23 protein-coding genes are annotated in these 25,351 nt (G+C 67.9%); 13 read left to right on the top strand and 10 right to left on the bottom strand.

Features of this window, described 5'->3' with window-relative positions; genetic code table 11:
• The first annotated feature begins 11 nt into the window (after window positions 1–11).
• Window positions 12–659 (top strand): pyridoxamine 5'-phosphate oxidase, encoded by a 648-nt coding sequence (pdxH, locus tag U6958_RS15945; RefSeq protein WP_017405177.1) that lies wholly within the window; start codon window positions 12–14, stop codon window positions 657–659.
• 31 nt (window positions 660–690) lie between these two features.
• Here the strand turns inward: pdxH and U6958_RS15940 are convergent, their stop codons facing one another.
• Window positions 691–1,644, bottom strand: a complete 954-nt coding sequence (locus tag U6958_RS15940) for an AEC family transporter (RefSeq protein ID WP_016447078.1) — start codon at window positions 1,642–1,644, stop codon at window positions 691–693.
• A gap of 276 nt (window positions 1,645–1,920) precedes the next feature.
• On the opposite strand from U6958_RS15940, the gene U6958_RS15935 reads away from it, so the two are divergent.
• On the top strand, window positions 1,921–2,982 hold the full coding sequence (locus U6958_RS15935; protein ID WP_074921283.1) for a tyrosine-type recombinase/integrase: 1,062 nt from the start codon (window positions 1,921–1,923) through the stop codon (window positions 2,980–2,982).
• A 35-nt stretch (window positions 2,983–3,017) separates the two neighbouring features.
• Here U6958_RS15935 and U6958_RS15930 read toward each other — a convergent pair whose 3' ends face one another.
• The 5 genes from U6958_RS15930 to msrA all read right to left on the bottom strand — a co-directional run bounded on the left by U6958_RS15930 (window position 3,018) and on the right by msrA (window position 7,540).
• Window positions 3,018–5,216: a TonB-dependent receptor domain-containing protein gene (locus U6958_RS15930; protein ID WP_026062337.1), complete on the bottom strand. Its 2,199-nt coding sequence runs from the start codon at window positions 5,214–5,216 to the stop codon at window positions 3,018–3,020.
• Window positions 5,217–5,452: 236 nt separating this feature from the next.
• Window positions 5,453–5,821, bottom strand: coding sequence for a hypothetical protein (locus U6958_RS15925; RefSeq protein ID WP_223275282.1), 369 nt, complete (start codon window positions 5,819–5,821; stop codon window positions 5,453–5,455).
• Window positions 5,822–6,030: 209 nt separating this feature from the next.
• Complete coding sequence (locus tag U6958_RS15920) at window positions 6,031–6,351, bottom strand: hypothetical protein (RefSeq protein WP_016447082.1); 321 nt, start codon at window positions 6,349–6,351, stop codon at window positions 6,031–6,033.
• A gap of 48 nt (window positions 6,352–6,399) precedes the next feature.
• Window positions 6,400–6,855 (bottom strand): transcriptional repressor, encoded by a 456-nt coding sequence (locus U6958_RS15915; protein WP_016447083.1) that lies wholly within the window; start codon window positions 6,853–6,855, stop codon window positions 6,400–6,402.
• A gap of 148 nt (window positions 6,856–7,003) precedes the next feature.
• Window positions 7,004–7,540: a peptide-methionine (S)-S-oxide reductase MsrA gene (msrA, locus tag U6958_RS15910; protein ID WP_016447084.1), complete on the bottom strand. Its 537-nt coding sequence runs from the start codon at window positions 7,538–7,540 to the stop codon at window positions 7,004–7,006.
• Between the two features lie 145 nt (window positions 7,541–7,685).
• Between msrA and U6958_RS15905 the strand changes: the two genes are divergently transcribed.
• From U6958_RS15905 to U6958_RS15860, 10 genes are all read left to right on the top strand, one after another.
• On the top strand, window positions 7,686–8,372 hold the full coding sequence (locus U6958_RS15905) for a TetR/AcrR family transcriptional regulator (protein ID WP_074921284.1): 687 nt from the start codon (window positions 7,686–7,688) through the stop codon (window positions 8,370–8,372).
• Window positions 8,369–9,616, top strand: coding sequence for an efflux RND transporter periplasmic adaptor subunit (locus U6958_RS15900; RefSeq protein WP_074921285.1), 1,248 nt, complete (start codon window positions 8,369–8,371; stop codon window positions 9,614–9,616). Before U6958_RS15905 ends, U6958_RS15900 begins: the two co-directional genes overlap by 4 nt.
• Before the next feature lie 2 nt (window positions 9,617–9,618).
• Window positions 9,619–12,846, top strand: a complete 3,228-nt coding sequence (locus U6958_RS15895) for an efflux RND transporter permease subunit (RefSeq protein WP_016447087.1) — start codon at window positions 9,619–9,621, stop codon at window positions 12,844–12,846.
• A 43-nt stretch (window positions 12,847–12,889) separates the two neighbouring features.
• The gene (locus U6958_RS15890) at window positions 12,890–13,600 is read left to right on the top strand and encodes a protein-L-isoaspartate O-methyltransferase (protein ID WP_016447088.1); all 711 of its coding nucleotides are present in this window, start codon (window positions 12,890–12,892) and stop codon (window positions 13,598–13,600) included.
• 77 nt (window positions 13,601–13,677) lie between these two features.
• Complete coding sequence (locus tag U6958_RS15885; protein WP_016447089.1) at window positions 13,678–14,025, top strand: rhodanese-like domain-containing protein; 348 nt, start codon at window positions 13,678–13,680, stop codon at window positions 14,023–14,025.
• An 87-nt stretch (window positions 14,026–14,112) separates the two neighbouring features.
• Complete coding sequence (locus U6958_RS15880; protein ID WP_046239233.1) at window positions 14,113–15,567, top strand: TolC family outer membrane protein; 1,455 nt, start codon at window positions 14,113–14,115, stop codon at window positions 15,565–15,567.
• Window positions 15,568–15,937: 370 nt separating this feature from the next.
• Entirely contained in the window at window positions 15,938–16,615 is a 678-nt protein-coding gene (locus U6958_RS15875) for a response regulator (RefSeq protein WP_016447091.1), read from the top strand.
• A 2-nt stretch (window positions 16,616–16,617) separates the two neighbouring features.
• Window positions 16,618–18,048 carry a cell wall metabolism sensor histidine kinase WalK gene (locus U6958_RS15870; protein ID WP_074921286.1) on the top strand — a complete coding sequence of 477 codons (1,431 nt, stop codon included), beginning with the start codon at window positions 16,618–16,620 and terminating at the stop codon, window positions 18,046–18,048.
• 82 nt (window positions 18,049–18,130) lie between these two features.
• Entirely contained in the window at window positions 18,131–18,391 is a 261-nt protein-coding gene (locus U6958_RS15865; RefSeq protein WP_016451713.1) for a type II toxin-antitoxin system Phd/YefM family antitoxin, read from the top strand.
• An 11-nt stretch (window positions 18,392–18,402) separates the two neighbouring features.
• A complete protein-coding gene (locus U6958_RS15860; RefSeq protein ID WP_043790155.1) occupies window positions 18,403–18,816 on the top strand; it encodes a type II toxin-antitoxin system VapC family toxin in 414 nt (137 codons plus the stop codon).
• Window positions 18,817–18,875: 59 nt separating this feature from the next.
• Here the strand turns inward: U6958_RS15860 and U6958_RS15855 are convergent, their stop codons facing one another.
• The 4 genes from U6958_RS15855 to U6958_RS15840 form a co-directional block, all read right to left on the bottom strand.
• Window positions 18,876–20,195 carry a 3-deoxy-D-manno-octulosonic acid transferase gene (locus tag U6958_RS15855; RefSeq protein WP_074921287.1) on the bottom strand — a complete coding sequence of 440 codons (1,320 nt, stop codon included), beginning with the start codon at window positions 20,193–20,195 and terminating at the stop codon, window positions 18,876–18,878.
• 15 nt (window positions 20,196–20,210) lie between these two features.
• On the bottom strand, window positions 20,211–21,599 hold the full coding sequence (locus U6958_RS15850) for a phosphomannomutase/phosphoglucomutase (protein ID WP_034348160.1): 1,389 nt from the start codon (window positions 21,597–21,599) through the stop codon (window positions 20,211–20,213).
• A 167-nt stretch (window positions 21,600–21,766) separates the two neighbouring features.
• A complete protein-coding gene (locus U6958_RS15845) occupies window positions 21,767–23,653 on the bottom strand; it encodes a propionate--CoA ligase (protein WP_074921288.1) in 1,887 nt (628 codons plus the stop codon).
• A 202-nt stretch (window positions 23,654–23,855) separates the two neighbouring features.
• Entirely contained in the window at window positions 23,856–24,458 is a 603-nt protein-coding gene (locus U6958_RS15840; protein WP_016447096.1) for an isochorismatase family protein, read from the bottom strand.
• Between the two features lie 191 nt (window positions 24,459–24,649).
• On the opposite strand from U6958_RS15840, the gene U6958_RS15835 reads away from it, so the two are divergent.
• A complete protein-coding gene (locus U6958_RS15835; RefSeq protein ID WP_016447097.1) occupies window positions 24,650–25,285 on the top strand; it encodes a C40 family peptidase in 636 nt (211 codons plus the stop codon).
• Window positions 25,286–25,351: the final 66 nt, after the last annotated feature.

Here is a 25,351-nt window from a genome sequence, read left to right as displayed (position 1 = left end):
CAATGCAGGCCATGAGCAGCATTTCCACCTCGATCGCCGATCTGCGCAAAAGCTACGAGCGCGCGGAACTCAGCGAATCGGCCTCCCTGGCCGATCCGCTGCAGCAGTTTGACCAATGGCTGCAGGAAGCCCTGAGCGCCCAGGTGCCCGAGCCCAATGCCATGACGCTGGCCACCGTGGGCGGCGACCTGCGGCCCAGCACACGCATCGTGCTCATCAAGGGCTATGACGAGCGCGGCCTGGTCTGGTACACGAACTACGACAGCCGCAAGGGCCAGCAACTGGCGGGCAACCCCTTTGCCGCGCTGCAGTTTCACTGGGTGGAGCTGGAGCGCGTGGTGCGCATCGAAGGTCGGGTGGAAAAGGTCAGCGAGGCCGAAAGCGACGCCTACTTCAACAGCCGTCCGCTGGACTCTCGCATTGGCGCCTGGGCCAGCCCGCAAAGCCAGGTCATCAGCGGGCGCAGCGTGCTGGTGGCCAATGCGGCCAAGTACGGCGCGCAGTTCCTGCTGAACCCGCCACGCCCGCCGCATTGGGGTGGATTCAGGCTGGTGCCCGAGCGCTGGGAATTCTGGCAAGGCCGCAAGAGCCGGTTGCACGACCGCCTTTGCTACCAGCTTGAAGCTGGAACCTGGCTGCGCCAGCGCCTGGCGCCCTGATCCCCTCGATTGCTGGCGCTGCTGAAACCCATCAGCCCGGCAGGCGCTGGGCCAGCCACAGCATCAGCGGCACGGTAAGCAAGGCCAGCGCCGTGGACACCGCAATGCTGGCGGACACCTCCTCCTGCATCACGCCATAGCGCTGCGTGAACAGGAACACATTGGCGCCCACCGGCAGCGCCGCCGCCGTGAACATCACGGCCACGGGCAGGCCGCCCAGGCCGAAGGCCCAGGCCAGCGCCAGCAGCAGCAGCGGATGCACCAGGTTCTTGACCAGCGCGATGCCAGCAGCCTCTCGCAAGTTCTGGCCCACCCTGGTGTAGGCCAGTGTCACGCCGACCAACAGCAGCGCCATGGGGCCCAGCGCCTGGCCCAGGACCTGCAGGGACCGGTCCACCACTTCGGGCAGCACCAGCCCAGTCTGAGCGAACAGCAAGCCAGCGAGTATGGGCAGCGGCACAGGATGCACGATGCCGTTGCGCACGGCCTGCAGCACCGTGCGCCACATGGGGCGCGGTGCGCTTTGGCCGCAGCGCTGGCGTTCGTGGGCCTCGGCCAGCTCGAACACGATGGTGGCTGCGGTCAGCAGGATCAGCGCATGCAGCGAGACCAGGGTGAACAACGTGACAAGCCCTTCCTCCCCGTAGACCAGCCCCACCAGCGGCACGCCGATCATGACGGTGTTGCTGAACATATTGGCCAGCCCCCGCGCGGCCGAGCGCGTGGAAAAGCCGCCCAGCACCATGGACACCACGAAGATCAGCGCAGTCGCCAGGAAATACAGGGCCACGGGCTGAAAGTCCAGCTCCTGTACCCGCACCGCACCCATGGTGCGAAACAACAGCGCCGGCGTAAGCACCAGAAACACAAGGTTGGACAAATCCTTGATGGCGGTGGCACGCACCCAGGCCAGCCGGGCGGCAAGAAAGCCTGCGCCTATGCAAAGAATGACAGGGATGAGGGAGGCAAAGACGGGAGAGTTCACTGAAGCAGGACCGGGAAGCTGCGCCTGCGCAGGCTTGCGGCGCGCGCAGATTATGCGCCGCAGACCCGGCCCTGCCTCGTTCAGGCGTCGTCCCGGGCCTCGAAGGCCCGGCCAGCCTCCACGGACGTGCCAAGGCTCAGATTCATGCCGAACAGCCCCCTTTTCTGGCGACTTGTCGCCACTGACATTCATCAGTCGATAACAAGGTTGCCACTCAACTTCATGTAAGTTACATTGATCATCCCTATTGGTTGATTCGTTTTGCTCTAGACGTCCATGACTTCATCACCATCCCAGGCACCCGCTGCCGGCAAGCCGCCGTCCACTGTCCCCGACGGACTGGCCCTGTTCCGGCATTGGCTGGAAACCGAGGGCACCAAGGGCTGGGATGCCCTGGACACGGCGCCCGACAGCGGCTACGAAAAGGTATGGCGTGCCTGGCTGCGCAGCCTGGGCGATGCGGGCATCCCAGCCAAAGAAAGTTCCCCCTCCCCCACCACGCCGAAAGGCAAAGTCAACGCAAAGGCCCGCGCCTGGCAACAGGCCACCGCCGTGGATGTCCAGAATTTCCTGCGCCCGCGCGAAGGCCAGTTGTCGGGCCACCAGCCCGGCCGCCGCATCAGCGAGGTCACGCGCAGGCGCTACTGGCGCCTGCTGGAACGCATCTACGACCATGCGCTGGACCACGGCTGGGTCAGCGCCAATCCCGCCGCAGGGCTGGCGCCACAGGAGCGCCCCCCTGCCGAAGACGGCCAGGGCCATTGCCTTCCCGCTCCGCTGTGGAATGCCCTGCCCCGCCACATTCCGGTGGCCGACGGCTTTCAGTCGGCGCGCGACCGCGCCATCTTGCTGCTGCTGTACGAACTGGCGCTGGCGCCCGAGGAGGTGCGCGGCCTGTGCTGGCGCGATGTGCAATGCGCAGGACCAGGCGATGGCCTCCCCTGTCAATTGCATATCGATGGCGCACGCGCCGCGCAGCAGCGCACGCTGGATCTGTCGGAAACGGTGGTGAAGGCGCTGCAGGACTGGAAAGGCTTCAGCGCCGGCCAGCGCGGACCCGAGGCCGTTCAGCCCGACGCCCCGGTCTTTTACTCGCGCGAGGGGCAGCCGCTGTCGGTGCGCGTGCTGTTCCATGTGGCCTCGCAGCTGATACAGCGTGCCCATGCGGCCCAACCCGCTTCTGCCCAGAAGGCGCCGCTGCACCGGGTCGGGCCGCAGGTGCTGCGCAACACGGCCATCGTGCAGTGGTTGCGCGCGGGCCGTGCCGAGACCGAAGTGGTGCAGTGGATAGGCGTCGACAGCGCACGCGCCCTGCGCCATCTGCAGCATTACCTGTAGCAGACGGCGCGGGAGCGCAGCGCGGGCAACCCGCCTTAGAACGACACCTTGACGCCCACGGTGATATTGCGCCCCATCAGCGGCGCAGCGTTCTTGATGAACGATGTGTGGGCGAAGGCCAGGCGGTTGGTCAGGTTGTTGCCCTTGATGAAGAACTGCCAGGGCGTGCCACCCGAGGTGCGCAGCGTGTAACTGGCCGAGAGGTTGAGCATGCCGTAGCCGTCCGTCTCGGTCTCGTAGGCGGTGACACGGTTCTGGCGCAGAACCTGCACCCACTCGGCCTGGGCATCCCAGCCCTTGTAGAAGGTGTCCACGCGCAGGCCTACGCGCGCCGCGGGAATGCGCGGCAAGGCGGAGCCGTCTTCCAGCCGCGCACGCACGGCGTCACCGAACAGGGTCACGCCCCACTGGCGCGACAGCTTCTGGCGCACCTGGCCCTCCACGCCGGTGAAGCGTGCGTCGGCCTGGGTGTATTGCAGCAGTTGCAGGCCGTCATGCTCGTCCAGCGTGGCGCCGTAGATGTAGCCCTTGACGCGATGGTGGAAGGCATTGACGCTGAACGTGGTGTCGCCCGAGGTCTTGCGCAGGCCTATGTCCAGTGCCTGGGAGCGTTCACGCTTGAGGTCGGGATTGCCGCGCTCATAGGTGGATGTGGCCATGTGCAGGCCATTGGCATACAGCTCCTCGGCCGTGGGCAGGCGGTTGCCCTGCGTCAGCGAGGCCGACAGGCTGTAGCCCGGGGTGAACTTCCACACCGAGCCCAGCGAGAACGATGTGCCGCTGTGGCTGCGAGAGATGGCGCTTTGCTGGGCATCCACGGTCTGGCGCTCGTGGCGCAGCGCAGCCTGCCAGCGCCAGTCCTGCCAGCGGTATTCCTCCAGCAGGTAGATGCTGTTGCGGCGGGTTTCGGTGGGCTGCACATAGGCCTCCTCCCCCTCGGCGCTGAACTTGCGCTGCACGGTCTGCAGGCCGATGACGCCGCGCCAGCCGGCGATGGGCTCCAGCTCGGCCTCCACGCGCAGGTCATGGGCGCGGTTCTTGAAGGTGGTCGAGACCTGGCCGTCCTCGATCTCGTCATGGCGGTAGTCGGTCCAGCCGCCGCGCACGCGCAACGCCGCAATGCCTGCCGTCGGATTGCGCCATTCGCCGCGCAGATCCCAGCGCTCGCTGTTGAGGTCGACCACCGGCACGCTGCCATGGTCGTGATCGTGTTCTTCGTCGCCATGGTCATGTCCGTCCTCGTCGCCGTGGTCATGGCCGCCGCAGTGCAGATGGTCGCCATGGGTGTGGCAGCCCTCGAAGCTGTGGTTGTGGCCCGGCAGGCCATATCGCGCGGTCTGGCGCGTGTAGGCCAGGCCCAGGTAGCCTTGCGTGCCGATCCAGGACAGGCCCAGGCTGCCCGTATCCGTGCGGTTGAAGCTGCCGCCCACGCGCCCCTGCGACTGGCCGTTGGGCGCCCAGCCGCTGCCCACGCGGTAGTCGCCGGCATCGCGCGCCATGCCCTCGGCGTGGATGGCCAGCTGGCCGGCGCCGCCCGTCAGCGAGAACGCGCCGGCCGTCTCGCCCGCGCCCGTGCTGCCGCGCAGCTGGGCCGAGCCCGTGATGCCGTTCTTGGGAATGGACGTGGGAATCTTGTCGTCCAGGATGTTGACCACGCCGCCCATGGCACCGCCGCCGCCGTAGATCAGCGCCGAAGGGCCGCGCAGCACTTCGATCTGCGTGGCCAGCATGGGCTCGCTGGCCACGGCATGGTCGGGGCTGATGGTGGAGGCGTCATGCAGCTCCGAGCCATCGCTGAGGATCTGCACGCGCGGGCCGTCCATGCCGCGGATGATGGGGCGGCTTGCGCCCGCACCGAAATGGCTGGCGTGGATGCCGGGCTCGCCGTCCAGCGTCTCGCCCAGCGTGGCGGCCTGGCGCAGCGTCAGCACATCGCCTTCCAGCACCGTGGCTGGCGTGGACATATCGGCCGAGGTCAGGCCCAGGCCGCTGGCCTTGACCGTCACCTCATTGAGCACAGGCGTGTCGCTGCGCGGGGCATCCGCCTGGGCGCCGGTGGCAGTTCCGGGCGCGGCGGCGACTCCAGCCTCCGCAGGCTCTGCTGCCATGGCCAGCCCTGCCATCGCGGGGCCGAGCACGCCCGCCAGCAGCAGTTGCTGCAGCAGCGGGCGCAGCTTCATCCTCTCCCCCTGCACCTTGGCGTCCTGGTGGTATTGCTTTGTTGTCACTCTCATCACTGGTCTTCCCGGCAGCGGCCGGCCACGGCCCGGGGACGTGGGAATGCGGGCGCTGCAAAAAATGGCGTCGGAAACGGACAACCGGGGTGCGCCATGCAGGCGCACGCAGCCATCCGATCGGATATGCATTCAGGATCTGTCCAACCTGGGCACAGCGCCTCTTGCGTGCAATGCAGGAAGGCGCGCGCAAACAGCTTCAATGGGCGGGCGCATGCAGCGCCGCCGCCCAAGGTTCAAGCCGCCAGGCGGGCAGTGATGGGATGCGGGGGACCACGCGCATCGAAGAAAGCCGCCAGCACGCGGCCATCGCGCACGATGGGTGGCTGGGCGGGCTCGGCCTGCTCGCCCCAGAAAGGCGGCAGCGCCACGGCGGGCGGTGGCCCCGCCATGCCTTCGTGCAACTGGTCCAGCAGTTGGCAGTCCGCCGGGCCGTGGCCCGAGAACAGCGCATGCACCCAGTCGACGGGTGCAGCGCAGGAGGTGGCCACCACCTCGACCGGGCCATGGGCCGTGGCCGAGGCCAGGCCGCCAGCATGCACCACACGGTGCATCTGGCCCAGCAACGGCGCCAGTGCGATGGACCAGACCAGCAACCAGGCCAAAAGCCAACCCCGATTCGGCACGGCACCGCGCAACGCAAGCCGTGAGGCGGGCGCAGGCGAGTGGCGACTCGGGAGTTTGAAGGGCATGGATGAATCAGTAGCGGGTCAGGCAGCGCAGAGTGTATGCGCCAATTGGCGGGGCAGGTTCCAGCATCCCGTCACAAAGACGGGCGACTGCTCACAGCAGTGCACGGCGGGCAATGCCGCGCTCAATGCGCATGGCGCATGCCGCAGAACTTGCCCAGCGCCAGGCCCTTGCAGTCGGCCTGCAGCTGCTTGTGGCATTGCGCATGGTCACGCCCTGCCGCCAGACACTGTGCGGCGGCCTCGTGGGCCTTGGCCATCGAGCGGTGGCGCTCCATGTCGGCACGGGCATGGGCATCCAGTTGCACCGGGCCACCCTGTGCCTTGGCGTCCGCCGGGGTCTTGGCATGGTCATGGTCTTGGCCGTGATCGTGCGCCTGGGCCGCAGCGGCCAGAAAGACAGCGGCCAGGATCAGGGAAACGGAACGGAAGGGGGAAAAAGTCATGCGAGATCCTGAAGGGCTATGCAAGAGAAAAAGGGGAAGACGGCCACCTCACACGGACGGATCATTCCGGGAGTGCCCGGTGCCGCTGCAGACCTGGCACCGCCCCGTCACCGACACATCGATGGCCTGGCCCTGCAGGCCGCTGGCTGCCAGCGCCTGCCGCAATTGCAGCAAGGCGGCCTGCAGTTGCTCACCGCCCCCGCCTGCCTCGCCGCCCAGACGAAAGGCGCTGTGGCAATCAGCACACTCGAAGTGCGCAGCGGCGTCGCCTTCGCAGGCCGCGCCCTGAAGGGGCCTGCCGTACCGGGCCACGCGTGCCGCATCCACGCTGCGGCGCAACACGCCGGCTGCGGCCAGCCGGTCCAGCAGCCGGTAGACGGTGACGCGGTTGACCTGCACGCCCTGGGCATGCAGGGCGGCTTCCACATCCGCCTCGCTCAACAGCGCATCGGCGCGCGCCTCCCACAGCGCCAGCACGGCCCGCGTGGCGCGGGTCGAACGCATGCCGCAAGGCAAGAGCAAGGGGGAGGGAGTCGGCGATGACATGGGCAATGCAAGAGCGGGCTGCAGAGCGCGACAGGACACCGTTATCGCAACCGGGTTGCATTATGCCCGCAAATCACAACCGCTTACACAACCCGCCCACCTGGGCTCATTGCTTGACCCAGCGCGCAAAGGCACCCCGGAATTTCTGCACCTTGGGCCCCACCACGAAGGCGCAGTAGCCCTGGCTGGGATGGTTCAGGAAGTAGTCCTGGTGATAGTCCTCTGCGGGCCAGTAGCTGGCCAGGGGCTGGACCTCGGTCACGATGGGAGCGTCATACGCGCCCGCCTGGGCCAGCTCGGAGATCAGCGTACGTGCGACCTCCGCCTGATGGTCATTCGTGGTGTAGATCGCGCTGCGGTACTGCGTGCCCACGTCGTTGCCCTGGCGGTTGAGCGTGGTCGGATCGTGCGTGCCGAAGAACACGGTCAACAGGTCGCGCAGCGGGATCACGGCAGGGTCGAACTGCACGCGGATGACCTCGGCATGGCCGGTCTGCCCGGTGCAGATGTCTTCGTAGCTGGGATCGTCCAGATCGCCGTTGGCGTAGCCGCTTTGCACGTCGCTCACGCCGCGCACGCGGTCGAAAACGGCTTCGGTGCACCAGAAACAGCCGCCGCCCAGATAAATGGTTTCAGTCGTCATATGCGCCTTTTCTGTGAGAAATCGAAAAAATGACCACACGCAATGCATGCAGGCCGTTGTGCCTACAGGTTAGCCCATGCACAAGCCAGGTGACGACGAACGGTTCTGCGGTTACGATAACTAACCCATCAGTCATTAATTTTCCGTGACCGACTCCCCCGCCTCTTCACCCGCCCCCGCCGAGCCTTCCGGAAAGCGCAGCCGCCGCAAGCACGAGCTGCTGGAAGCCGCGCTCGACCTCTTCGTGGAAAAGGGCTACGCCGCCACCCGCGTCGAAGAGGTCGCCGCCCGGGCCGGGGTTTCCAAGGGCACGCTGTTCCTCTATTTCGCGAGCAAGCAGGAGCTTTTCAAGGCCGTGGTGCGCCACAGCATCGCGGGCCGCTTCGGCGAGTGGAGCGAGGAACTCGACAACTACTGCGCACCGTCCACCGATCTGCTGCGCTACTGCTTCAAGTCCTGGTGGGAGCGCATCGGCAGCACCAAGGCGTCGGGCATCACCAAGCTCATGCTCAGCGAGGCGGGTAATTTTCCCGAGCTTTCGCAGTTCTATCACCAGGAGGTGGTTCTTCCAGGCCATGAGCTGATCCGGCGCATCCTGCAGCGCGGCGTGGAGCGCGGCGAGTTCCGGCCCATGGATCTGGACCTGTCCGTGCACTGCGTGGTCGCCCCGATGATGTTCCTGATGATCTGGAAGCATTCGCTGGGCGGCTGCCTGCCGCACGGCGACTTCGATCCCGAGCGGTTTCTGGAATCCCAGATCGACTACCTGCTGCATGGCATGTGCCAGCCCCTTGCAGCCACCACACCACCCACCTCCCCGCCCACACCATGAAGCGTCGCACCGGCTGGCTGATCGGCCTGGCCTTACTGATCGCCATCGGCGCCAGCGCATGGCGCGCCGCATCCACCCGGCACAGCAAGCAGGCCGCCATTGCCGCGGCCACCCAGCCGCGCGAGATGCCCGTGCGCGTGGGCCCGCAGGAGGTGGTGCAGCTGCAGCCGCGCCAGTTGCAATTGACCGTGCCTGTCAGCGGCGTGGTGCAGGCCGTGCGCAGCGCCGTGGTCAAGGCCTATGTGGCCGGCGAGCTGCGCGGCCTGCAGGTGCGCGAGGGCGACAGCGTGCGCAAGGGCCAGGAACTGGCCCGCGTGGACGCCACCGAGGTCGAGGCCCGCTGGCGGCAGGCCCGCCAGCAGGCCGACGCGGCCCAGGCGCAGCTGCAGCTGGCCCAGCGCCAGCACGACAACAACCAGGCCCTGGTCACCCAGGGCTTCATCTCGACCACGGCACTGGCCACGTCCCAATCCAATCTTGACGCCGCCCGCGCCAACCTGGCCGCCGCCCAGGCCGCCGCCGATGTGGCACGCAAGAGCGTGACCGACAGCGTGCTGCGCAGCCCCATGGACGGGCAGGTCGCCCAGCGTCTGGTGCAGGACGGCGAGCGCGTGGGCGTGGAAACGCGGGTGCTGGAGATCGTCGATCCCTCCGAGCTCGAGGTGGTGGCCCAGCTGGCGCCCGCCGATTCGGTGCGTGTGCAGGTCGGCCAGCAGGCCCTGTTGCAGGTCCAGGGCGCGGGCGACGATGTGGCCGCCGTGCCCGCGCGCGTGGTACGCATCAACCCCAGCGCCCAGGCAGGTTCGCGCAGCGTGGCCGTCTATCTGCGTGTGCAGGCTGCACCGGTCAACGCAGGCGCCGCCGGCAGATCCATCCCCATCGTGCGCCCGGGCCTGTACCTGCAGGGCAGCATCGTCACGGGGCAGACCGACCAGCTGGCCGTGCCCCTGACCGCCGTGCGCACCGACCAGCCCCAACCCTATGTGCAGCTGCTGCAGCCTGCGGACGAGTCCGAAGCGGACAAGAGCCTGCTGCGCGTGCAGCACCGCCCGGTCACGCTGGGCAGCCAGAGCGCGCAGGATGGGGCCACCTGGATTGCCGTATCCACCGGCCTGCAGGCCGGTGACAGGGTACTGGCCGGCAGTGTGGGCGGCCTGCGCGCGGGCACGGCGGTGCAGATGCAGCCGTCGCAGCAGATGCAAGCGCCGCAGACCCAGGCTGCGCCGGCCCCCGGAGCCCGCTGACCATGTGGTTCACGCGCGTCAGCCTGGCCAACCCTGTGTTCGCCACCATGCTCATGCTGGCCCTCATGGTGCTGGGTGTGTTTTCCTACCAGCGACTCAAGGTGGACCAGTTCCCGAATGTGGACTTCCCCGTGGTCGTGGTCACGGTGGACTATCCGGGCGCCTCGCCCGAGATCGTGGAGTCCGAGGTCACCAAGAAGATCGAGGAAGGCGTCAACTCCATTGCCGGTATCAACGCGCTGACCTCGCGCAGCTATGAGAGCACCAGCGTCGTCATCATCGAATTCCAGTTGCATGTCGATGGCCGCCGCGCTGCCGAGGACGTGCGCGAGAAGGTGGCCTCGGTGCGCCCCACCCTGCGCGACGAGGTCAAGGAGCCGCGCGTGCTGCGCTTCGATCCGGCCAGCTCGCCCATCTGGTCCGTGGCCGTGCTGCCCCAGGCCGATGCCGGCGCCAAGGCGCCCGATGCCGTCGCGCTGACCAGCTGGGCCGACCAGGTCCTCAAGAAGCGGCTGGAGAACGTGCGCGGCGTGGGCGCCGTCAACCTGGTGGGCGCCACGCCGCGCGAGATCAACATCTACCTGCAGCCCGAGGCGCTGGAAGCCTATGCCATCACGCCCGACCAGATCGTGAACGCCGTGCGCAGCGAGAACCAGGACCTGCCGCTGGGCGCCATCCGCTCGCGCGAGCAGGAGCGCGTGGTGCAGATCGACGCACGCATGAAGCGCCCGCAGGACTTCGAGCGCATCATCGTCGCCCAGCGCGGCGGCGCGCCCGTGAGGCTGGGCCAGCTGGCCCGCGTGCAGGATGGCGCGGGCGAGCTGGAGACCGTGGCCCTGTACAACAGCAGCCGCACCCTGCTGCTGTCCGTGCAGAAGGCCCAGGACGAGAACACCATCGAAGTCGTGGACGGCCTGAACGCCACGCTGCGCGAGATCGCCGCCGAAGTGCCGGCCGGCGTGCGGCTGGAGCCGATTGCCGACAGCGCCCGCCCCATCCGCGTGGCCGTCAACAACGTGCGCCAGACGCTGATCGAGGGCGCGGCACTGACGGTGCTCATCGTCTTCCTGTTCCTGAACTCCTGGCGCTCCACGGTGATCACGGGGCTGACGCTGCCCATTGCGCTGATCGGCACCTTTTTGTTCATGTACTGGTTCGGCTTCTCCATCAACATGATCACGCTGATGGCGCTGTCGCTGTGCGTGGGCCTGCTGATCGACGACGCCATCGTGGTGCGCGAGAACATCGTGCGCCATGTGCAGATGGGCAAGGACGCGCATGCGGCCGCGCTCGACGGCACGCAGGAGATCGGCCTGGCCGTGCTGGCCACCACGCTGTCCATCGTGGCGGTGTTCCTGCCCATCGGCTTCATGGGCGGCATCATCGGCAAGTTCTTCCACGAATTCGGCATCACCATCGTGGCGGCCGTGATGATCTCCATGTTCGTGAGCTTCACGCTGGACCCCATGCTGTCCAGCGTCTGGCACGACCCGACCATCCACGCCCATGGCGAGCAGCGCGGCCGCAGCCTCTACGACCGCACGCTGGGCCGGGTCACGGCCTGGTTCGAGCGCGCCACCGACTCGCTGTCCCACTTCTACCAGGATGTGCTGGGCTGGGCGCTGCGCCACAAGATCGCCACGCTGGCGGCGGCGCTGGCCATCTTCGTGGCCAGCATCTTCCTGGTGCCGCTGCTGGGCACGGAATTCGTGCCCAAGGCCGATTTCTCCGAGACCACGGTGAGCTTCAACACGCCCGTGGGCTCGTCCATCGAGGCCACCGAGGCCAAGGCACGCCAGGTCGATGCCATCATCCGCGCCCTGCCCGAGGTCCGCTACACGCTGGCCACCATCAACACCGGCACGGCCCAGGGCAAGATATACGCCAGCATCTACATCCGCCTGCTGGACCGCCATTTGCGCCAGCGCAGCGGTGACGAACTGTCGGGCGTGCTGCGCGAGCAGTTGCAAAGCGTGCCCGGCATCACCGTCACCCATGTGGGCCAGCGCGAGCCCGTGGGCGGGCAAAAACAGGTCGAATTCTCGCTGCAGGGCCCGGACCTGGGCGAACTGGAGCGCCTGAACCGCGTGGTGATGGAACGCCTGCGCGGCATTCCCGGACTGGTGGACCTGGACAGCAGCCTCAAGCCCGACAAGCCCGTGATCGACATCACCGTGCGGCGCGATGCGGCCGCCGACCTGGGCCTGTCGGTAGGCTCCATGGCCGCCGCGCTGCGCACCTGGGTGGCCGGCCAGACCGTGGGCAACTGGCGCGCCAGCGACGACCAGACCTATGACGTCAAGGTACGCCTGGCGCCCGAATCACGCAGCACGCCCCAGGACCTGGAGCGCCTGCCCTTCGCCCTGCCCTCCACCTCCGGCGACGGCAACATGCGCATCGTGCGGCTGAACCAGGTGGCCACCGTCACGCCCGGCACCGGCCCCAGCCAGATCAACCGCCGCGACATGACGCGCGAGGTCGCCTTCAGCGGCAACGTCTACCTGCGCTCCAGCGGCGAGGTCTCGGCCGACATCCGCAAGGCCTTGGCCGACATCGCCCTGCCGCCCGGCTACCGCACGCAGTTCAGCGGCGCCACCAAGAGCATGAACGAGTCCTTCGGCTATGCCGTGTCCGCCCTGGCGCTGGCCATCATCTTCATCTACATGATCCTCGCCAGCCAGTTCAAGAGCTTCCTGCAGCCGCTGGCGCTGATGACCTCGCTGCCGCTGACGCTGATCGGCGTGGTGCTGGCGCTGATGATGTTCGGCTCGGCCCTGTCCATGTTCTCCATCATCGGCGTGGTCATGCTCATGGGACTGGTCACCAAGAACGCCATCTTGCTGGTGGACTTCGCCATCCGTGCGCGCGGGCCGCACAGCGACCCGGACACCGGCCAGATCCGCGACGGCCTGCCGCGCGAGCAGGCCCTGCTGCTGGCAGCGCGCGTGCGGCTGCGCCCCATCCTGATGACCACGCTGGCCATGATCTTCGGCATGGTGCCCCTGGCCTTCGCGCTCAGCGAGGGCTCCGAGCAGCGTGCGCCCATGGGCCAGTCGGTGATCGGCGGCGTGGTGACTTCCTCCCTGCTGACCCTGGTGGTCGTGCCCGTGGTCTATTGCTACCTCGATGACTTCTCCCAGTGGCTGCGGCGTCTGTGGAACGGCAACCAGCACGACGCGGCCCCCGGCCAAGGCGCCGCCAGCGCCCCCACCCTGCCGCGAGACTCGTAGAATCAAAGGTTTGTCCTGACAAGTCTTTCTCCGGAGATACCCCATGAGCCTGCCCCTGAACAGCCTGCCCGAACACCACAGCGCCCAAGCGCACGCGCGCTACAACATGATCGAGCAACAGATCCGCCCCTGGAACGTGCTTGATGAAGAAGTGCTGGCGCTGCTGGGCAAGGTGCACCGCGAGAATTTCGTGCCGCCCGAGCATGCCGGCCTGGCCTTCATGGACCTGGAAATCCCCCTGGTCGCCCCGGCCGAGGAAGCCGCCGCCAAGGGCTGGTGCATGCTGGCCCCGCGCATCGAGGCGCGCATGCTGCAGGACCTGAAGATCAAGCCCACCGACCGCGTGCTGGAAATCGGCGCCGGCTCGGGCTACATGGCCGCCCTGCTGGCCGCCCAGGCCAAGGAAGTCGTGACGCTGGAAATCGTGCCCGAGCTGGCCGAGATGGCCCGCGAAAACCTGCTGGGCGCCGGCATCACCAATGCCGAGGTCAAGCTGGCCGATGGCGCCACGGCAGCGGCTGCCCTGGGCCAGTTCGACGCCATCGTGCTCAGCGGCTCGGTCGCCCAGGTGCCGCAGGCCCTGCTGGCCCAGCTCAACGACGGCGGCCGCCTGGCGGCCATCGTCGGCCAGCTGCCCATGATGCGTTTCACGCTGGTGCGCAAGAACGGCCACCAGTTCGAGACGAGCCAGCCCTGGGACGTGGTGACCGCCCGCCTGGCCAATTTCGAAGAGCCTTCGCGCTTCACGTTCTGAAACCCGCTGCCGCGGCCGATGCCCGCAGGACCATGGCCGCTGCCGCAACCCCATTCCATTCCGCAAGGATCTTTCCGATGCTTCCCCAAGTGCCTCCCGCGCAACTCAACGATTGGCTGACCCAGCACTCCAGCGGCTCCGATGCCCTGCCCCTGGTGCTGGACGTGCGCGAGCCCTGGGAAGTGGCCCAGGCCAGCGTACGCCCCGAGGGCTTCGAGCTGCGCTGCATCCCCATGGGCGAGATTCCCTCGCGCCTGCAGGAACTCGATCCGGATCACCCCACAGCCTGCCTGTGCCATCACGGCGCACGCAGCATGCATGTCGCTGCCTTCCTGATGAACAACGGCTTCGAGACCGTGGCCAATATCAGCGGAGGCATCGATGCCTGGTCGCGCGAGCGCGACCCAGGCGTGCCGCGCTACTGAGCGGCAACACGCAAAAGAAGCCCGGGACACGGCCAACCCGCCGTCCCCGGTGCTTCGTGACGACTGTGTTTTGATTCGAGGACCTCTATGCCCCTGCTTCGGCCCCTTGCCCCTGTCGCTTACGCCCCGCCCCGCCCACACGCCTGGCCCCTTCGCCAGATTGCCTTGCTGCTGTGTGCCTGCGGCATGGGGACCGCTCTGGCCCAGTCCACCGCCCCTGCCGCCCCGGCCTCGGGCCTGCCTGCCGTGACAGCCTCATCGGCCACGGGCCAGAGCCTGTCGGAGTTGGTCGCCAAGGCACGCGGCTACGACGCCCAGTGGCAGGCCCAGCAGGCCGACGCCCAGGCCGCCGCCAGCCGTGCCGAGCAGGCGCGCTCGGGCCTTCTGCCCAGCGTGGGCCTGCAGGCGGGCGCCAACACATCGCATGTGGAAGTCAGCGTGCTGCCGGGGAGCTTTCGCTCGCCCCAGCAGAACCTGCAGCTCAGCGCCCAGCAGCCGCTGTACCGCCCGGCCAACAAGATCGCCTACGACCAGGGCCAGCGCGGCGTGGACGTGGCGCGCGCCCAGTTGGACAGCGGCGAGCAGAACCTGCTGGTGCGCGTGGCCCAGGCCTACTTCGATGTCCTCGGTGCCCAGGACAGCCTGGCCGTGGTCAAGGCACAGAAGGCAGCCATTGCACAGCAGCTGGAATTCGCCAAGCGCAACTTCGAGGTCGGCACGGCCACCATCACCGACTCGCGCGAAGCCCAGGCCCGGTTCGACCTGGCCGGCGCGCAGGAAATCGCCGCCGAGAACGACCTGCGCGTCAAGCGCCTGGTGCTGGATCAGATCGTCGGCGCCGTGGGCACCGTGCCCCGCCCGCTGGCCCAGCCGCTGCAGTTGCCGGCCCTGATGCCCGCCGATGCCCAGGCCTGGGTGGACACCGCCCTGCAAGGCCAGCCCCAGCTGCGCCAGGCCCGCCTGGCGCTGGACATCGCCCAGCTGGAAACGAAGAAAGCCGAGGCCGGCCACAAGCCCACCGTGGACCTGCAGGCCGGCTACGTGGTCAACCGCTATCCCAACGGTTCGGTCACCCCGCAGATCGGCACCAGCTACCGCACCAATGCCGCCAGCGTGGGCGTGGTCATGAACCTGCCGCTGTTCGCCGGCTTTGCCGTGCAAAACCGCATCAAGGAAACCCTGGCGCTGGAAGACAAGGCGCGGGCACAGCTGGACGACGCCCAGCGCAACGTGGAGCAGAGCACGCGCACGGCCTTCTTCGGCGTGCAGTCGGGCCAGGCCCAGGTCAAGGCGCTGGAGGCCGCGCTGGCGTCCAGCCAGAGCGCGCTGGACGCCAACAAGCTCGGCTACGAGGTCGGCGTGCGCATCAACATAGACGTGCTCAACGCACAGAGCCAGCTCTACCAGACCCAGCGCGACCTGGCCCTGGCGCGCTACCAGGTGCTGCTGGGCCAGCTCAAGCTGCGCCAGGCCGCCGGCACGCTCAGCGACGACGACCTGCGCGCCATCGATGCGCTGTCGCTCCGCGCGCCAGCCCCTTGAATCCCTGAAGCGCCCGCACGGCCGGCAGTGCCCCGGGCTGATGCCCGGCCGCCGCGGGCCGCGCGCCTGGCGCCGCAGCCCTGTGCTCTGGCAAAGCCGAGGCACGCAAACCCGCCACGACCAGAATCCAGGCAGCCAGCGCGCACAGCACCGCCAGGCGGCTCAGCAAGGAACAGCGGGAGAGTCTTGGCATGCGCGCCTTGCCTTCTTCGGAGTTGTCGAGCGGGCCACTGTGGCAAACCCGCCTGAAGACCTGCCCCGGCTTTCCTGAAGGGATGCTGAAGCGCATCGTCCCCGCCTTGACCGATACTCGCGGCAGCCCTCCCGCAGGCGCCGGTCCGCGGCATGGGAGCGGCACAGGGAACACACGATGAGACTGCTGCTGGTGGAGGACGATCTGGATCTGGGCAATGGCGTGCGCATCGCATTGGGCGATCACGCCATGGACGTGGTCTGGGTGCGCCGCCTGTCCGATGCGCTGCGCACGCTGGAGCAGCAAAGCTTCGAGATGGTGCTGCTGGACCTGGGCCTGCCCGATGGCGACGGCATCAGCCTGCTGGCGCGCCTGCGCCGCGAATGGCGCCGCCTGCCCGTGCTGATCCTGAGCGCACGCGACAGCCTGCATGACCGGCTGCACGGCCTGGACAGCGGCGCCGATGACTATCTGGTCAAGCCCTTTGCCCTGGCCGAACTGGTGTCACGCGTGCGCGCCCTGGCACGCCGCAGCTATGGGCAGGGCGACGGAACGCTGCATCTGCGCGGCCTGTCGCTGCACGAGCCCACGCGCCGTGTCAGCGTTGCAGGCCAGAACGTCGAGCTGTCCCGCTGCGAATTCGACCTGCTGGCCCTGCTGCTGCGGCGCATGGACCGCGTGGTCACGCGCAGCGGCATCGAGGAGGAAGTCATCCCGGGCGGCAGCGCCAACGGCAGCAATGCGCTGGAGGTCCATGTCTCCAACCTGCGCCGCAAGATCGGGCCGGGCTTCATACGCACGGTGCGCGGCATTGGCTATGTCATCGACTCGCAGCCGATGGCACCCCTGTCCTGACCATGACATCGCACACCCTTCAGGGGCACCAGGCCAGCCCGAGATGGCGCCGCTGGCTGCGGCCCACACTGGGCCGGCGGATGCTGCTGGCCCAGATGGGCGTGCTCACCGCGATCTGGACCGCGTTGCTGGTGGCGGCCATCTACATGGCCCACTTCCACAATGAATTGCTGGTCAGCAAGCCTGTCTACGAACTTGTCATGGCAGTGGCCGAGGACCTGGCCGACCTTCCGGACCGCCAGCAGCACAGCCTGGCCGCGCTGGACACGGCCCTGCGCCATGAATACAGCGATGGAGACGACGACATCCGCTTCACGCCCACGCTGCTGGTCTGGCAGCGCGGCCAGCTCCTGTACCGCTCGCCCACGCCGGCACCCACCCTGCGCAACCGCGTGCTGGACACGGTCGAGGACATAGATTTCGAAGGGCAGACCTGGCGCATGAGCACGCTGCGCTCGGCCTCGGGCCAGACCGAAGTCACGCTGATGCTGCCGTCCTTCAAGGAACTGCTGATCACCCTCAACACCCGCAGCTACTACCTGCTGCCACTGCTGATCAGCCTGCCCTTCCTGGCCTTTCCGGCCTGGTGGTCGGTACGCGCGGCACTGCGCCCGCTGCGCCGCGTGGGTGACGAGCTGGCCACACGCGGCCCCGACGACCTCAGCGCGCTCACCTATACGCCGCCACACGCCGAGCTGCGGCCGCTGGTGCAGGACATCAACGCCCTGCTGGCCCGCGTGCGCTCCAGCAGCGAGCGCGAGCGCAACCTCATCGCCGATGCAGCCCACGAACTGCGCACGCCGCTGGCCGCCATGCACGTCAATGTCGAGGCCCTGCTGCGCCTTGGCAGCGAACCGCGCCAGCAGGAACTCATGGACAGCCTGCTGCGCAGCAACCAGCGCGCCAGCCGCATGGTGGCCCAGCTGCTGCAGCTCATGCGCAGCGAGACCGAAGCGCCCGGCATGGCCATGCAGCCGTTGCGCCTGGACCTGCTGCTGGAAGACCGGCTCGCCGCACTCGACGCCCTGGCCTGCCGCCGCCCGGTGGAACTGGCCCTGGAAGCCAGCGAGCCACTGAGCGTGATGGGCGAACGCGAAGGCCTGGTCTCGCTGATCGACAACCTCGTGGACAACGCCATCAAATACAGCCCCGCCCACGCCACCATCAGCGTGCGCCTGCAGCGCCAGGGCGACCAGGCCGTGCTCCAGGTGCGCGACCGTGGCCCGGGCATTGCCGAGGCCTGGCGCCAGCGTGTCTTCGACCGCTTCTTCCGCGTACCCGACCAGAGCCAGAGTGGCAGCGGCCTGGGCCTGGCCATCGCCAGAACCGTGACCGAGCGGCACGGCGGCAGCATCGAGCTGCTCAGTGCGGAGGATGGAGGGCTGCTGGCGAGTGTCAGCCTGCCCGTGCTGCAGGAAGGATCGGGCCCATGATGCATGCATGGGCCCAGGATTGCAGAGCCAACAGTCCAGGAACTAGACTGGGCCTGTAACCCGTGAGCGAAGGAGTGCAATCATGAAATCCTGGCCTGTACAAGATGCCCAAGACCACTTCAACGAGCTTCTCGAAGCCTGCCTGACCGATGGTCCGCAAGTGTTGACCCGGCGTGGCGCGGACACTGCCGTGCTCGTTCCTATGCAAGAGTGGCGCCGTCTGCATCCCGCTGCCGAACCTGCTTCGCTCAAGGAACTGCTGCTCTCGGAAGCGGGCCGCGCAGACCTGCTGATCCCGCCGCGCGGCCAGGCGCACCGCAGGCCCATCGAGCCCGCCAACTGAGTGCGCCAGAAATGTATTTGCTGGACACCAACATCATTTCAGAGCTGCGGCGCCCCAGGCCCCACGGAGCCGTCCTGGCCTGGCTTCAAGCCCTGCCTGAGCCGGAACTCCATCTGTCCGCGGTCAGCCTGGGCGAAATCCAGGCGGGCATAGAGCTGACCCGGCAACAGGATGCTGAGAAGGCCCGGGAAATCGAACGCTGGGCAGATCTGGTCTCCGCCTCCTACAACGTGCTGCCGATGGATGCCGAGAGCTTTCGGATCTGGGCCCGGCTGATGCACGGACGCTCCGATGCGCTGTATGAGGACGCAATGATTGCAGCCACGGCCATCCGCCACAGGCTGGTCGTGGCCACACGCAACATTCGAGACTTCGCGGATTTTGGTGTGGCGCTTGTCAACCCTTTTGAGTCGCCCTTTCGCTGAACTGGCACAAGCCCCTTTGGTGCGTAGTCTTGCCTGCCCGCGCCCCTTGCACAGGAGGATCAGGAGAGCGGCTGCACCAGCCCGGCCACCGCCTGCGCCGTGGCCCGTGCGGCCCCACGGTGCTGGTCCAGAAAGCCGCGCGCCTGGGCCACGGCATGGGCGTGGGACTGGCGGTCCCCGGCCAGGTCCACGGCCAGGCGCAGCCCGTGCTCCAGGTCGGGTGCGCGCAGCGCGGCGCCGGCCTCGCAGGCCAGGTCCGAGGCCTCGCTGAAGTTGAAGGTGTGCGGCCCCAGCACCACGGGGCAGTCGCAGGCCAGGGCCTCGATGAGGTTCTGGCCACCCAGCGGCGCAAAGCTGCCGCCCATGAGCGTGGCGTCGGCCAGGCCGTAGTACAGGGCCATCTCGCCCAGCGAATCACCCAGCCAGATGTCGATGTCATCCGCCGCAGCTCCGCAGGGCGGACCACCCACCCACTGGCTGCGGCGCGAGACATGCAGGCCGCCGCCAGCCAGCAGCGCCGCCACTTCGTCAAAGCGCTGCGGATGGCGCGGCACGACCAGCCATTGCACGGCCCGGCCCACAGGCCCCAGCGTGCGCAGGGCGGACAGCAGCATGGCCTCCTCGCCCTCCCGGCTGCTGGCCAGCAGCACCACAGGGCGGGACAGGCCGGACTTCCATTGCCGGGCGCGCTCCAGCAGCGCAGCGTCCGGACGCGCATCGAATTTCAGGTTGCCGAGCACGCCGCGCACGGGCGCACCCAGCAGGCGCAGGCGCTGCGCATCGTCCTCGGTCTGCGCCCAGGCGGCGGCCAGGGCGGCATAGGTGGGCCGCGCCAGCGGCGCCACGCGCAGTGCCTGGCCCAGCGATTTGTCGCTGAGCCGCGCATTGGCCAGCGCCAGCGGCACGCCCTCTTCGCGGCAGATGGCGACCAGGTTGGGCCAGACCTCGGTTTCCATGAGCACGCCGACTGCGGGCCTGAACTGCTGCACGAAGCGGCGCACGGCCGCCGGCGTATCCCAGGGCTGCCAGACCTGCAGGTCGCCGGACTGCAGCAGCCGGCGGCCTTCTGTGCGGCCTGTGGCCGTGCCATGGGTCAGCAGCAGGCGCATGCCGGGCAGGCGCTCGCGCAGCGCGGTCAGCAAGATGGCGGCAGCGCGCGTCTCACCCAGCGATACGGCATGAATCCAGATCCACAGGCCGCGTCCGTCCTGCCCCAGCGTGGCCGGCTGGTAGCGGCCAAAGCGCTCGGGAATGTGCTCGGCATAGACGGGCTCGGCCTCGGCGCGGCGCAGCAGCTTGCGTCGCAGCAGCGGCTGCGCCGCCCAGGTCACAGCGCTGTACAGCGCGCGCGCCCAGGACGTGGGAGAGCGGGAAGTCATCGCCTGGCGCGCAAATCAGTGCGCGGCACCGCCAACCTGCGCGCCGGGCTTGACGCGCTCCAGCAGCGCCAGCATCTGCGTCTCGATGCGCGACAGCGCCTCTTGGGTCTGGCCCTCGAAGCGCAGCACCAGCACGGGCGTGGTGTTGCTGGCGCGGATCAGGCCGAAGCCGTCGGCCCAGTCCACGCGCAGGCCGTCGATGGTGCTGACCTGGGCCGGTGCGGCAAAGGTCTCGGCGGCCAGGGCCTGCAGTTCGGCGGCCAGGCGATGGGGCTCGCCCTCGGCGCAGGCCACATTCAGTTCCGGGGTGGAAAAGCTGGTGGGCAGCGCGTTGAGCAAGGCGCTGGGGTCGGCCTCGCGGCTGACGATCTCCAGCAGGCGGCAGCCCGCGTAGGTGCCGTCATCGAAGCCATACCAGCGCTCCTTGAAGAAGATGTGGCCGCTCATCTCGCCGCCCAGCGGCGCGTCCAGTTCCTTCATGCGGGCCTTGACCAGGGAGTGCCCGGTCTTGAACATCACGGGCTCGCCCCCGGCCTCGCGGATGGCGGGCGCCAGGCGCTGCGTGCATTTCACGTCGTAGACGATGCTGCCGCCCGGCACGCGCGAGAGCACGTCCTTGGCGAACAGCATCATCTGGCGGTCGGGGAAGATGTTCTGGCCGTCCTTGGTGACGATGCCCAGGCGGTCGCCGTCACCATCGAAGGCCAGGCCCAGTTCGGCGTCCGAGGTGCGCAGCGCCTCGATCACGTCGCGCAGGTTCTCGGGCTTGCTGGGGTCGGGATGGTGGTTGGGGAATTCACCGTCCACTTCGGAGAACAGCTCGATCACCTCGCAACCCAGGGCGCGGAAGATGCCGGGCGCCGAGGCACCGGCCACGCCGTTGCCGCAGTCCACCACGATCTTGATGGGGCGCGCCAGCTTCACATCACCCACGATGCGCGCCTGGTAGTCGGCCTGCACATCGGCGCGGCGCACGCTGCCGGTGCCCGTGATCGTCCAGTCATCGCTTTCGACGCGGCGGCGCAGGGCCTGGATTTCCTCGCCGTAGATGGCGCGGCCGGCCAGCACCATCTTGAAACCGTTGTAGTCCTTGGGGTTGTGGCTGCCCGTGACCTGGATGCCCGAGCGCGCCAGCGTGCTGGCTGCGTAGTACAGCATGGGCGTGGTGGCCAGGCCGATGTCGATCACCTCGATGCCAACCTCGGTCAGCCCGGCGATCAGCGCCGCGGACAACGAGGGTCCCGACAGGCGGCCATCGCGTCCCACGGCCACCACGGTCTCGCCGACCGCCAGGGCCGCCATGCCGAAGGCGCGGCCCACGCCGAGCGCGACCTCCTCGTTGAGCGTGGACGGCACGATGCCGCGGATGTCATAGGCTTTGAAGATGGAAGATGCGACCTGCACGTCGAAAACGCTTTCTCGTCGGTTGAAAACAGGGCGCCGCAGCCTGGGGACCTGGCCCGGCTGCGGCCCAAGGCGCGATTGTAGGCGCGGCAGGCTTGTAGGCGCGGCAGGCAGGGGCGCCGCCGCACATCACCCCGGCTGCAAGCGGCTGCGGCGCGTGCCCTGCCTCACAGCTGCTGCTGCACCTGGGCCAGCGCAGCCGGGTCTTCCATGGTGCTGAGGTCGCCAGGGTCGCGCCCCTCGGCCACGGCCTGCATGGCACGGCGCAGCAGCTTGCCGCTGCGCGTCTTGGGCAACGCACTGACGAAGACCACGCGCGAGGGCCGGGCCACGGCTCCCAGGCGCGCATCGACCAGCTTCATCACGTCGGCCTCCAGCGCCGCGCGCTCGGCCTCGCCTTCCAGCGCCGTGCGCGGCACGGCAAAGGCCAGCGCCGCCTGGCCCTTGAGCGCATCGGCCACGCCGACCACGGCGACTTCGGCCACCTGGGGGTGGGCGGAGATGCATTCCTCGATCTCGCGCGTGCCAAGGCGGTGGCCGGCCACGTTGATCACGTCGTCCGTGCGGCCCAGGATGAAGAAGTAGCCGTCCTCGTCGCGAATGCCCCAATCGAAGGTGCTGTAGACCATGCGGCCCGGAATGCTCTTCCAGTAGGTGTTGACGAAGCGCTGGTCGTCTCGCCAGACGGTCTGCATGCAGCCCGGCGGCAGCGGTCCCTCGATGGCCAGCACGCCCTTTTGCCCGGCGCCGAGCAGCTCCTCGCCCGTGGCCTCGTCGATCAGTTTCACGTCATAGCCATAGACGGCCTTGCCGGGACTGCCGAAGCGCGTGGTCTGCTGCTCCACGCCGTTGCACAGCGTGAGGATGGGCCAGCCGGTCTCGGTCTGCCAGTAGTTGTCGATGATGGGCTTGCCCAGGGCCTGGCTGATCCACTGCGCCGTGGGCTCGTCCAGCGGCTCGCCGGCCAGCCACAGCGCCTTGAGGCTGGAGATATCGTGGCGGTGCAGGTACTCGGCATCGTGCTTCTTGAGCACGCGGATGGCCGTGGGCGCCGAGAACATGTGGGTGACCCGGTACTTCTCCGCGATGCTCCACCAGATGCCCGCGTCGGGGCGTATGGGCAGGCCCTCGTAGAGCACGGTGGCCATGCCCGCGATCAGGGGCCCATAGATGATGTAGCTGTGCCCCACGACCCAGCCGATGTCGCTGGTGCAGAAAAAGGTCTGGCCCGCCTCGGCCCCGAAGATCAGCGGCATGCTGGCGGCAAGCGCCACCGTGTAGCCGCCCGTGTCGCGCTGCACGCCCTTGGGGCGCCCCGTGGTGCCGCTGGTGTAGAGCGTGTAGCTGGGGTCGGTGGATTCCACCCAGGTGCAGGCGACCTGGGCGTCGGCGTGCAGCGCACGCAGGCTGGTCCAGTCGTGGTCGCGGCCGGCGCGCATGGGCGCAGGCGCCAGGCCACGGTCCACGATGAGCACGGCCGCTGGCTTGTGGCTGGCCAGTTGCAGGGCCTCGTCCAGCAAAGGCTTGTAGGCCACGACGCGCCCGCCGCGCGAGCCCGCGTCGGCACTGATGATGACCTTGGGCTCGGCATCGTCGATGCGCGAGGCCAGCGCCGCCGACGCAAAGCCGCCGAACACCACCGAATGGATGGCACCCAGCCGCGCACAGGCCAGCATGGCAAAGGCCGCCTCGGCAATCATGGGCATGTAGATCTGGACGCGGTCGCCCTTTTGCACGCCCAGCGACTGCAGCACGGCGGCCATGCGCTGCACCTCGGCATGCAGTTCGCGGTAGGTATAGACCTTCTCGGTGCCGGTCTCGGTGGAGATGGCGATCAGCGCATTCTGGTCGGCGCGCTCGGCCAGGTGCCGGTCCACGGCGTTGTGGCAAAGATTGGTCTGGCCGCCCACGAACCACCTGGCGAACGGCGGGTTGTCATAGTCGCAGATGCACTGGGGCGGCACATGCCAGTCGATGCGGCCGGCCTGCTCGGCCCAGAAGGCATCGCGCTCCTGGATGGAGCGGCGGTGGAAATCGTCGAAACGCGGGGCCATTGTCTGTCTCCTGTCGTTGTCATGGATTGGCGGCTTCTGAATTCATAATTATTCATAATGCGCTTGCCCAAAGCTGACAAATCCTGCACAGCGACCCGGGCCGGCCCCCTCCGTCCCATTCGTCTTTCATGGCCCCGCCTTGCGACGGGCGTAAAAAAAGGCGCCGTGCAGGCGCCTCGACGAAAACCATCGCTTCAGCCGCTTACTTGACCAGGGCCAGCAGATCCTTGAAGGCCGGGTGCTCGCAGCTGCGCAGCCACTCGAAGGCCACCATCTCCGTGGTCACCAGTTCGGCACCCGCGCCGGCCAGGCGATCGAAGGCAGCATCGCGGTTGCGCTCGGTGCGCGAGCTGCAGGCATCGGTGACGACCCAGACGTCGAACTCGTCTTCCAGCAGTTCCAGCGCCGTCTGCAGCAGGCAGACATGGGCTTCGCAGCCGGCAATCACCACCATGCTGCGCTCTGGCGCCTGCTGCTGGGGCTTTTGCAGGTGCTTGGGCAGGCTGCGCGCATTGCCGCCCTGGGGACGTGCAGGCGGACGCAGCCACTCGCCCAGTCCTTCGGACACGGCGCTGAAATGCATCTTGGACAGTGTCCTGTCGCACAGCGCGCGCAGTTGGGCATCGTTGGCACCCAGGCGCGAGGGGTTCTGTTCGGTGCCGAACACCGGCACTTCCACCAGATGCGCCAGACGAGCCAGTTTCACGGCATTGGCCAGGACTGCCGGGCCCTCGAAGATGGCCGGCATCAGGCGCTCCTGGTAATCGACGAGTACAAGCTGGGAGTCGGAGGCTTCAAGCAGCATGGCGGATCTTTCTTGGAATACGAGGCGGCGCGGGCCGCCCTTCTTATCGGAAAACAGGACAGCCCGCTATTGTCGCAGCTTGGGGGCCATCACCGCCGGGCGCCGGCGATTCCTGAGGTGGCTCAAAAACCCGGGCCTTCGGGGGTCTTATCGAATTTGTCCTACGTTTTTGCGTGGTAATCTCGCGCCCCATGTCCCGATGGCTTATCGCACTCCTGTTCGTCAGCGCCACTGCACACGCGGCTCCGCCCGAGCTGCGTGACGACGATATGAACCAGCTGCTGGTCAACCGCAGCCTCATCTCGCAGCTGCGCGAAGCCCGCCACCACATGGCGGAGCGCACTTCCGACTTCGTCAAGGAAGCACGACAAAGCGTCGCCGAAAAGACCTCCGACCTGGTCGTGACCGCCATGGGCTTCATCGGCGTTCCCTACCGTCGCGGCGGCAACAGTGCCGAGACCGGCTTCGACTGCAGCGGCTTTGTCCGTGCCATCTACTCCGAGACCCTGGGCAAGGTCCTGCCGCGTCGCGCTGACCAGCAGGCACAGGCCACGGAAAAAATCGACAAGAACGAACTCAAGCCCGGCGATCTGGTGTTCTTCAACACCATGCGCCGCGCCTTCAGCCACGTCGGCATCTATGTCGGCGACGGCAACTTCATTCATGCCCCCCGCACCGGTGCACAGGTGCGCGTGGAAAGCATGCAAAGCGCCTACTGGGCCCGCCGCTTCGATGGCGCCCGTCGCGTGCAGGACTCCGACGGCCTGGGCCTGGATGCCAGCAAGGCTGCCTTGGCCATGCAGATGCAGGCAAGCCAGCTGCAGTAACCACGGCGGGCTGTCTGCCCTCCCCCAGTCCAGGCGCCTGCAGATGCAGGCGTTTTGTTTTTCAGG

This window comes from Delftia lacustris, assembly GCF_040267515.1.
In the GTDB taxonomy this organism is placed as follows: Bacteria; Pseudomonadota; Gammaproteobacteria; order Burkholderiales; family Burkholderiaceae_C; genus Comamonas; species Comamonas tsuruhatensis.
Note: the sequence above shows the minus strand (reverse complement) of the source record. Positions and strands in the feature narration are given on the sequence as shown.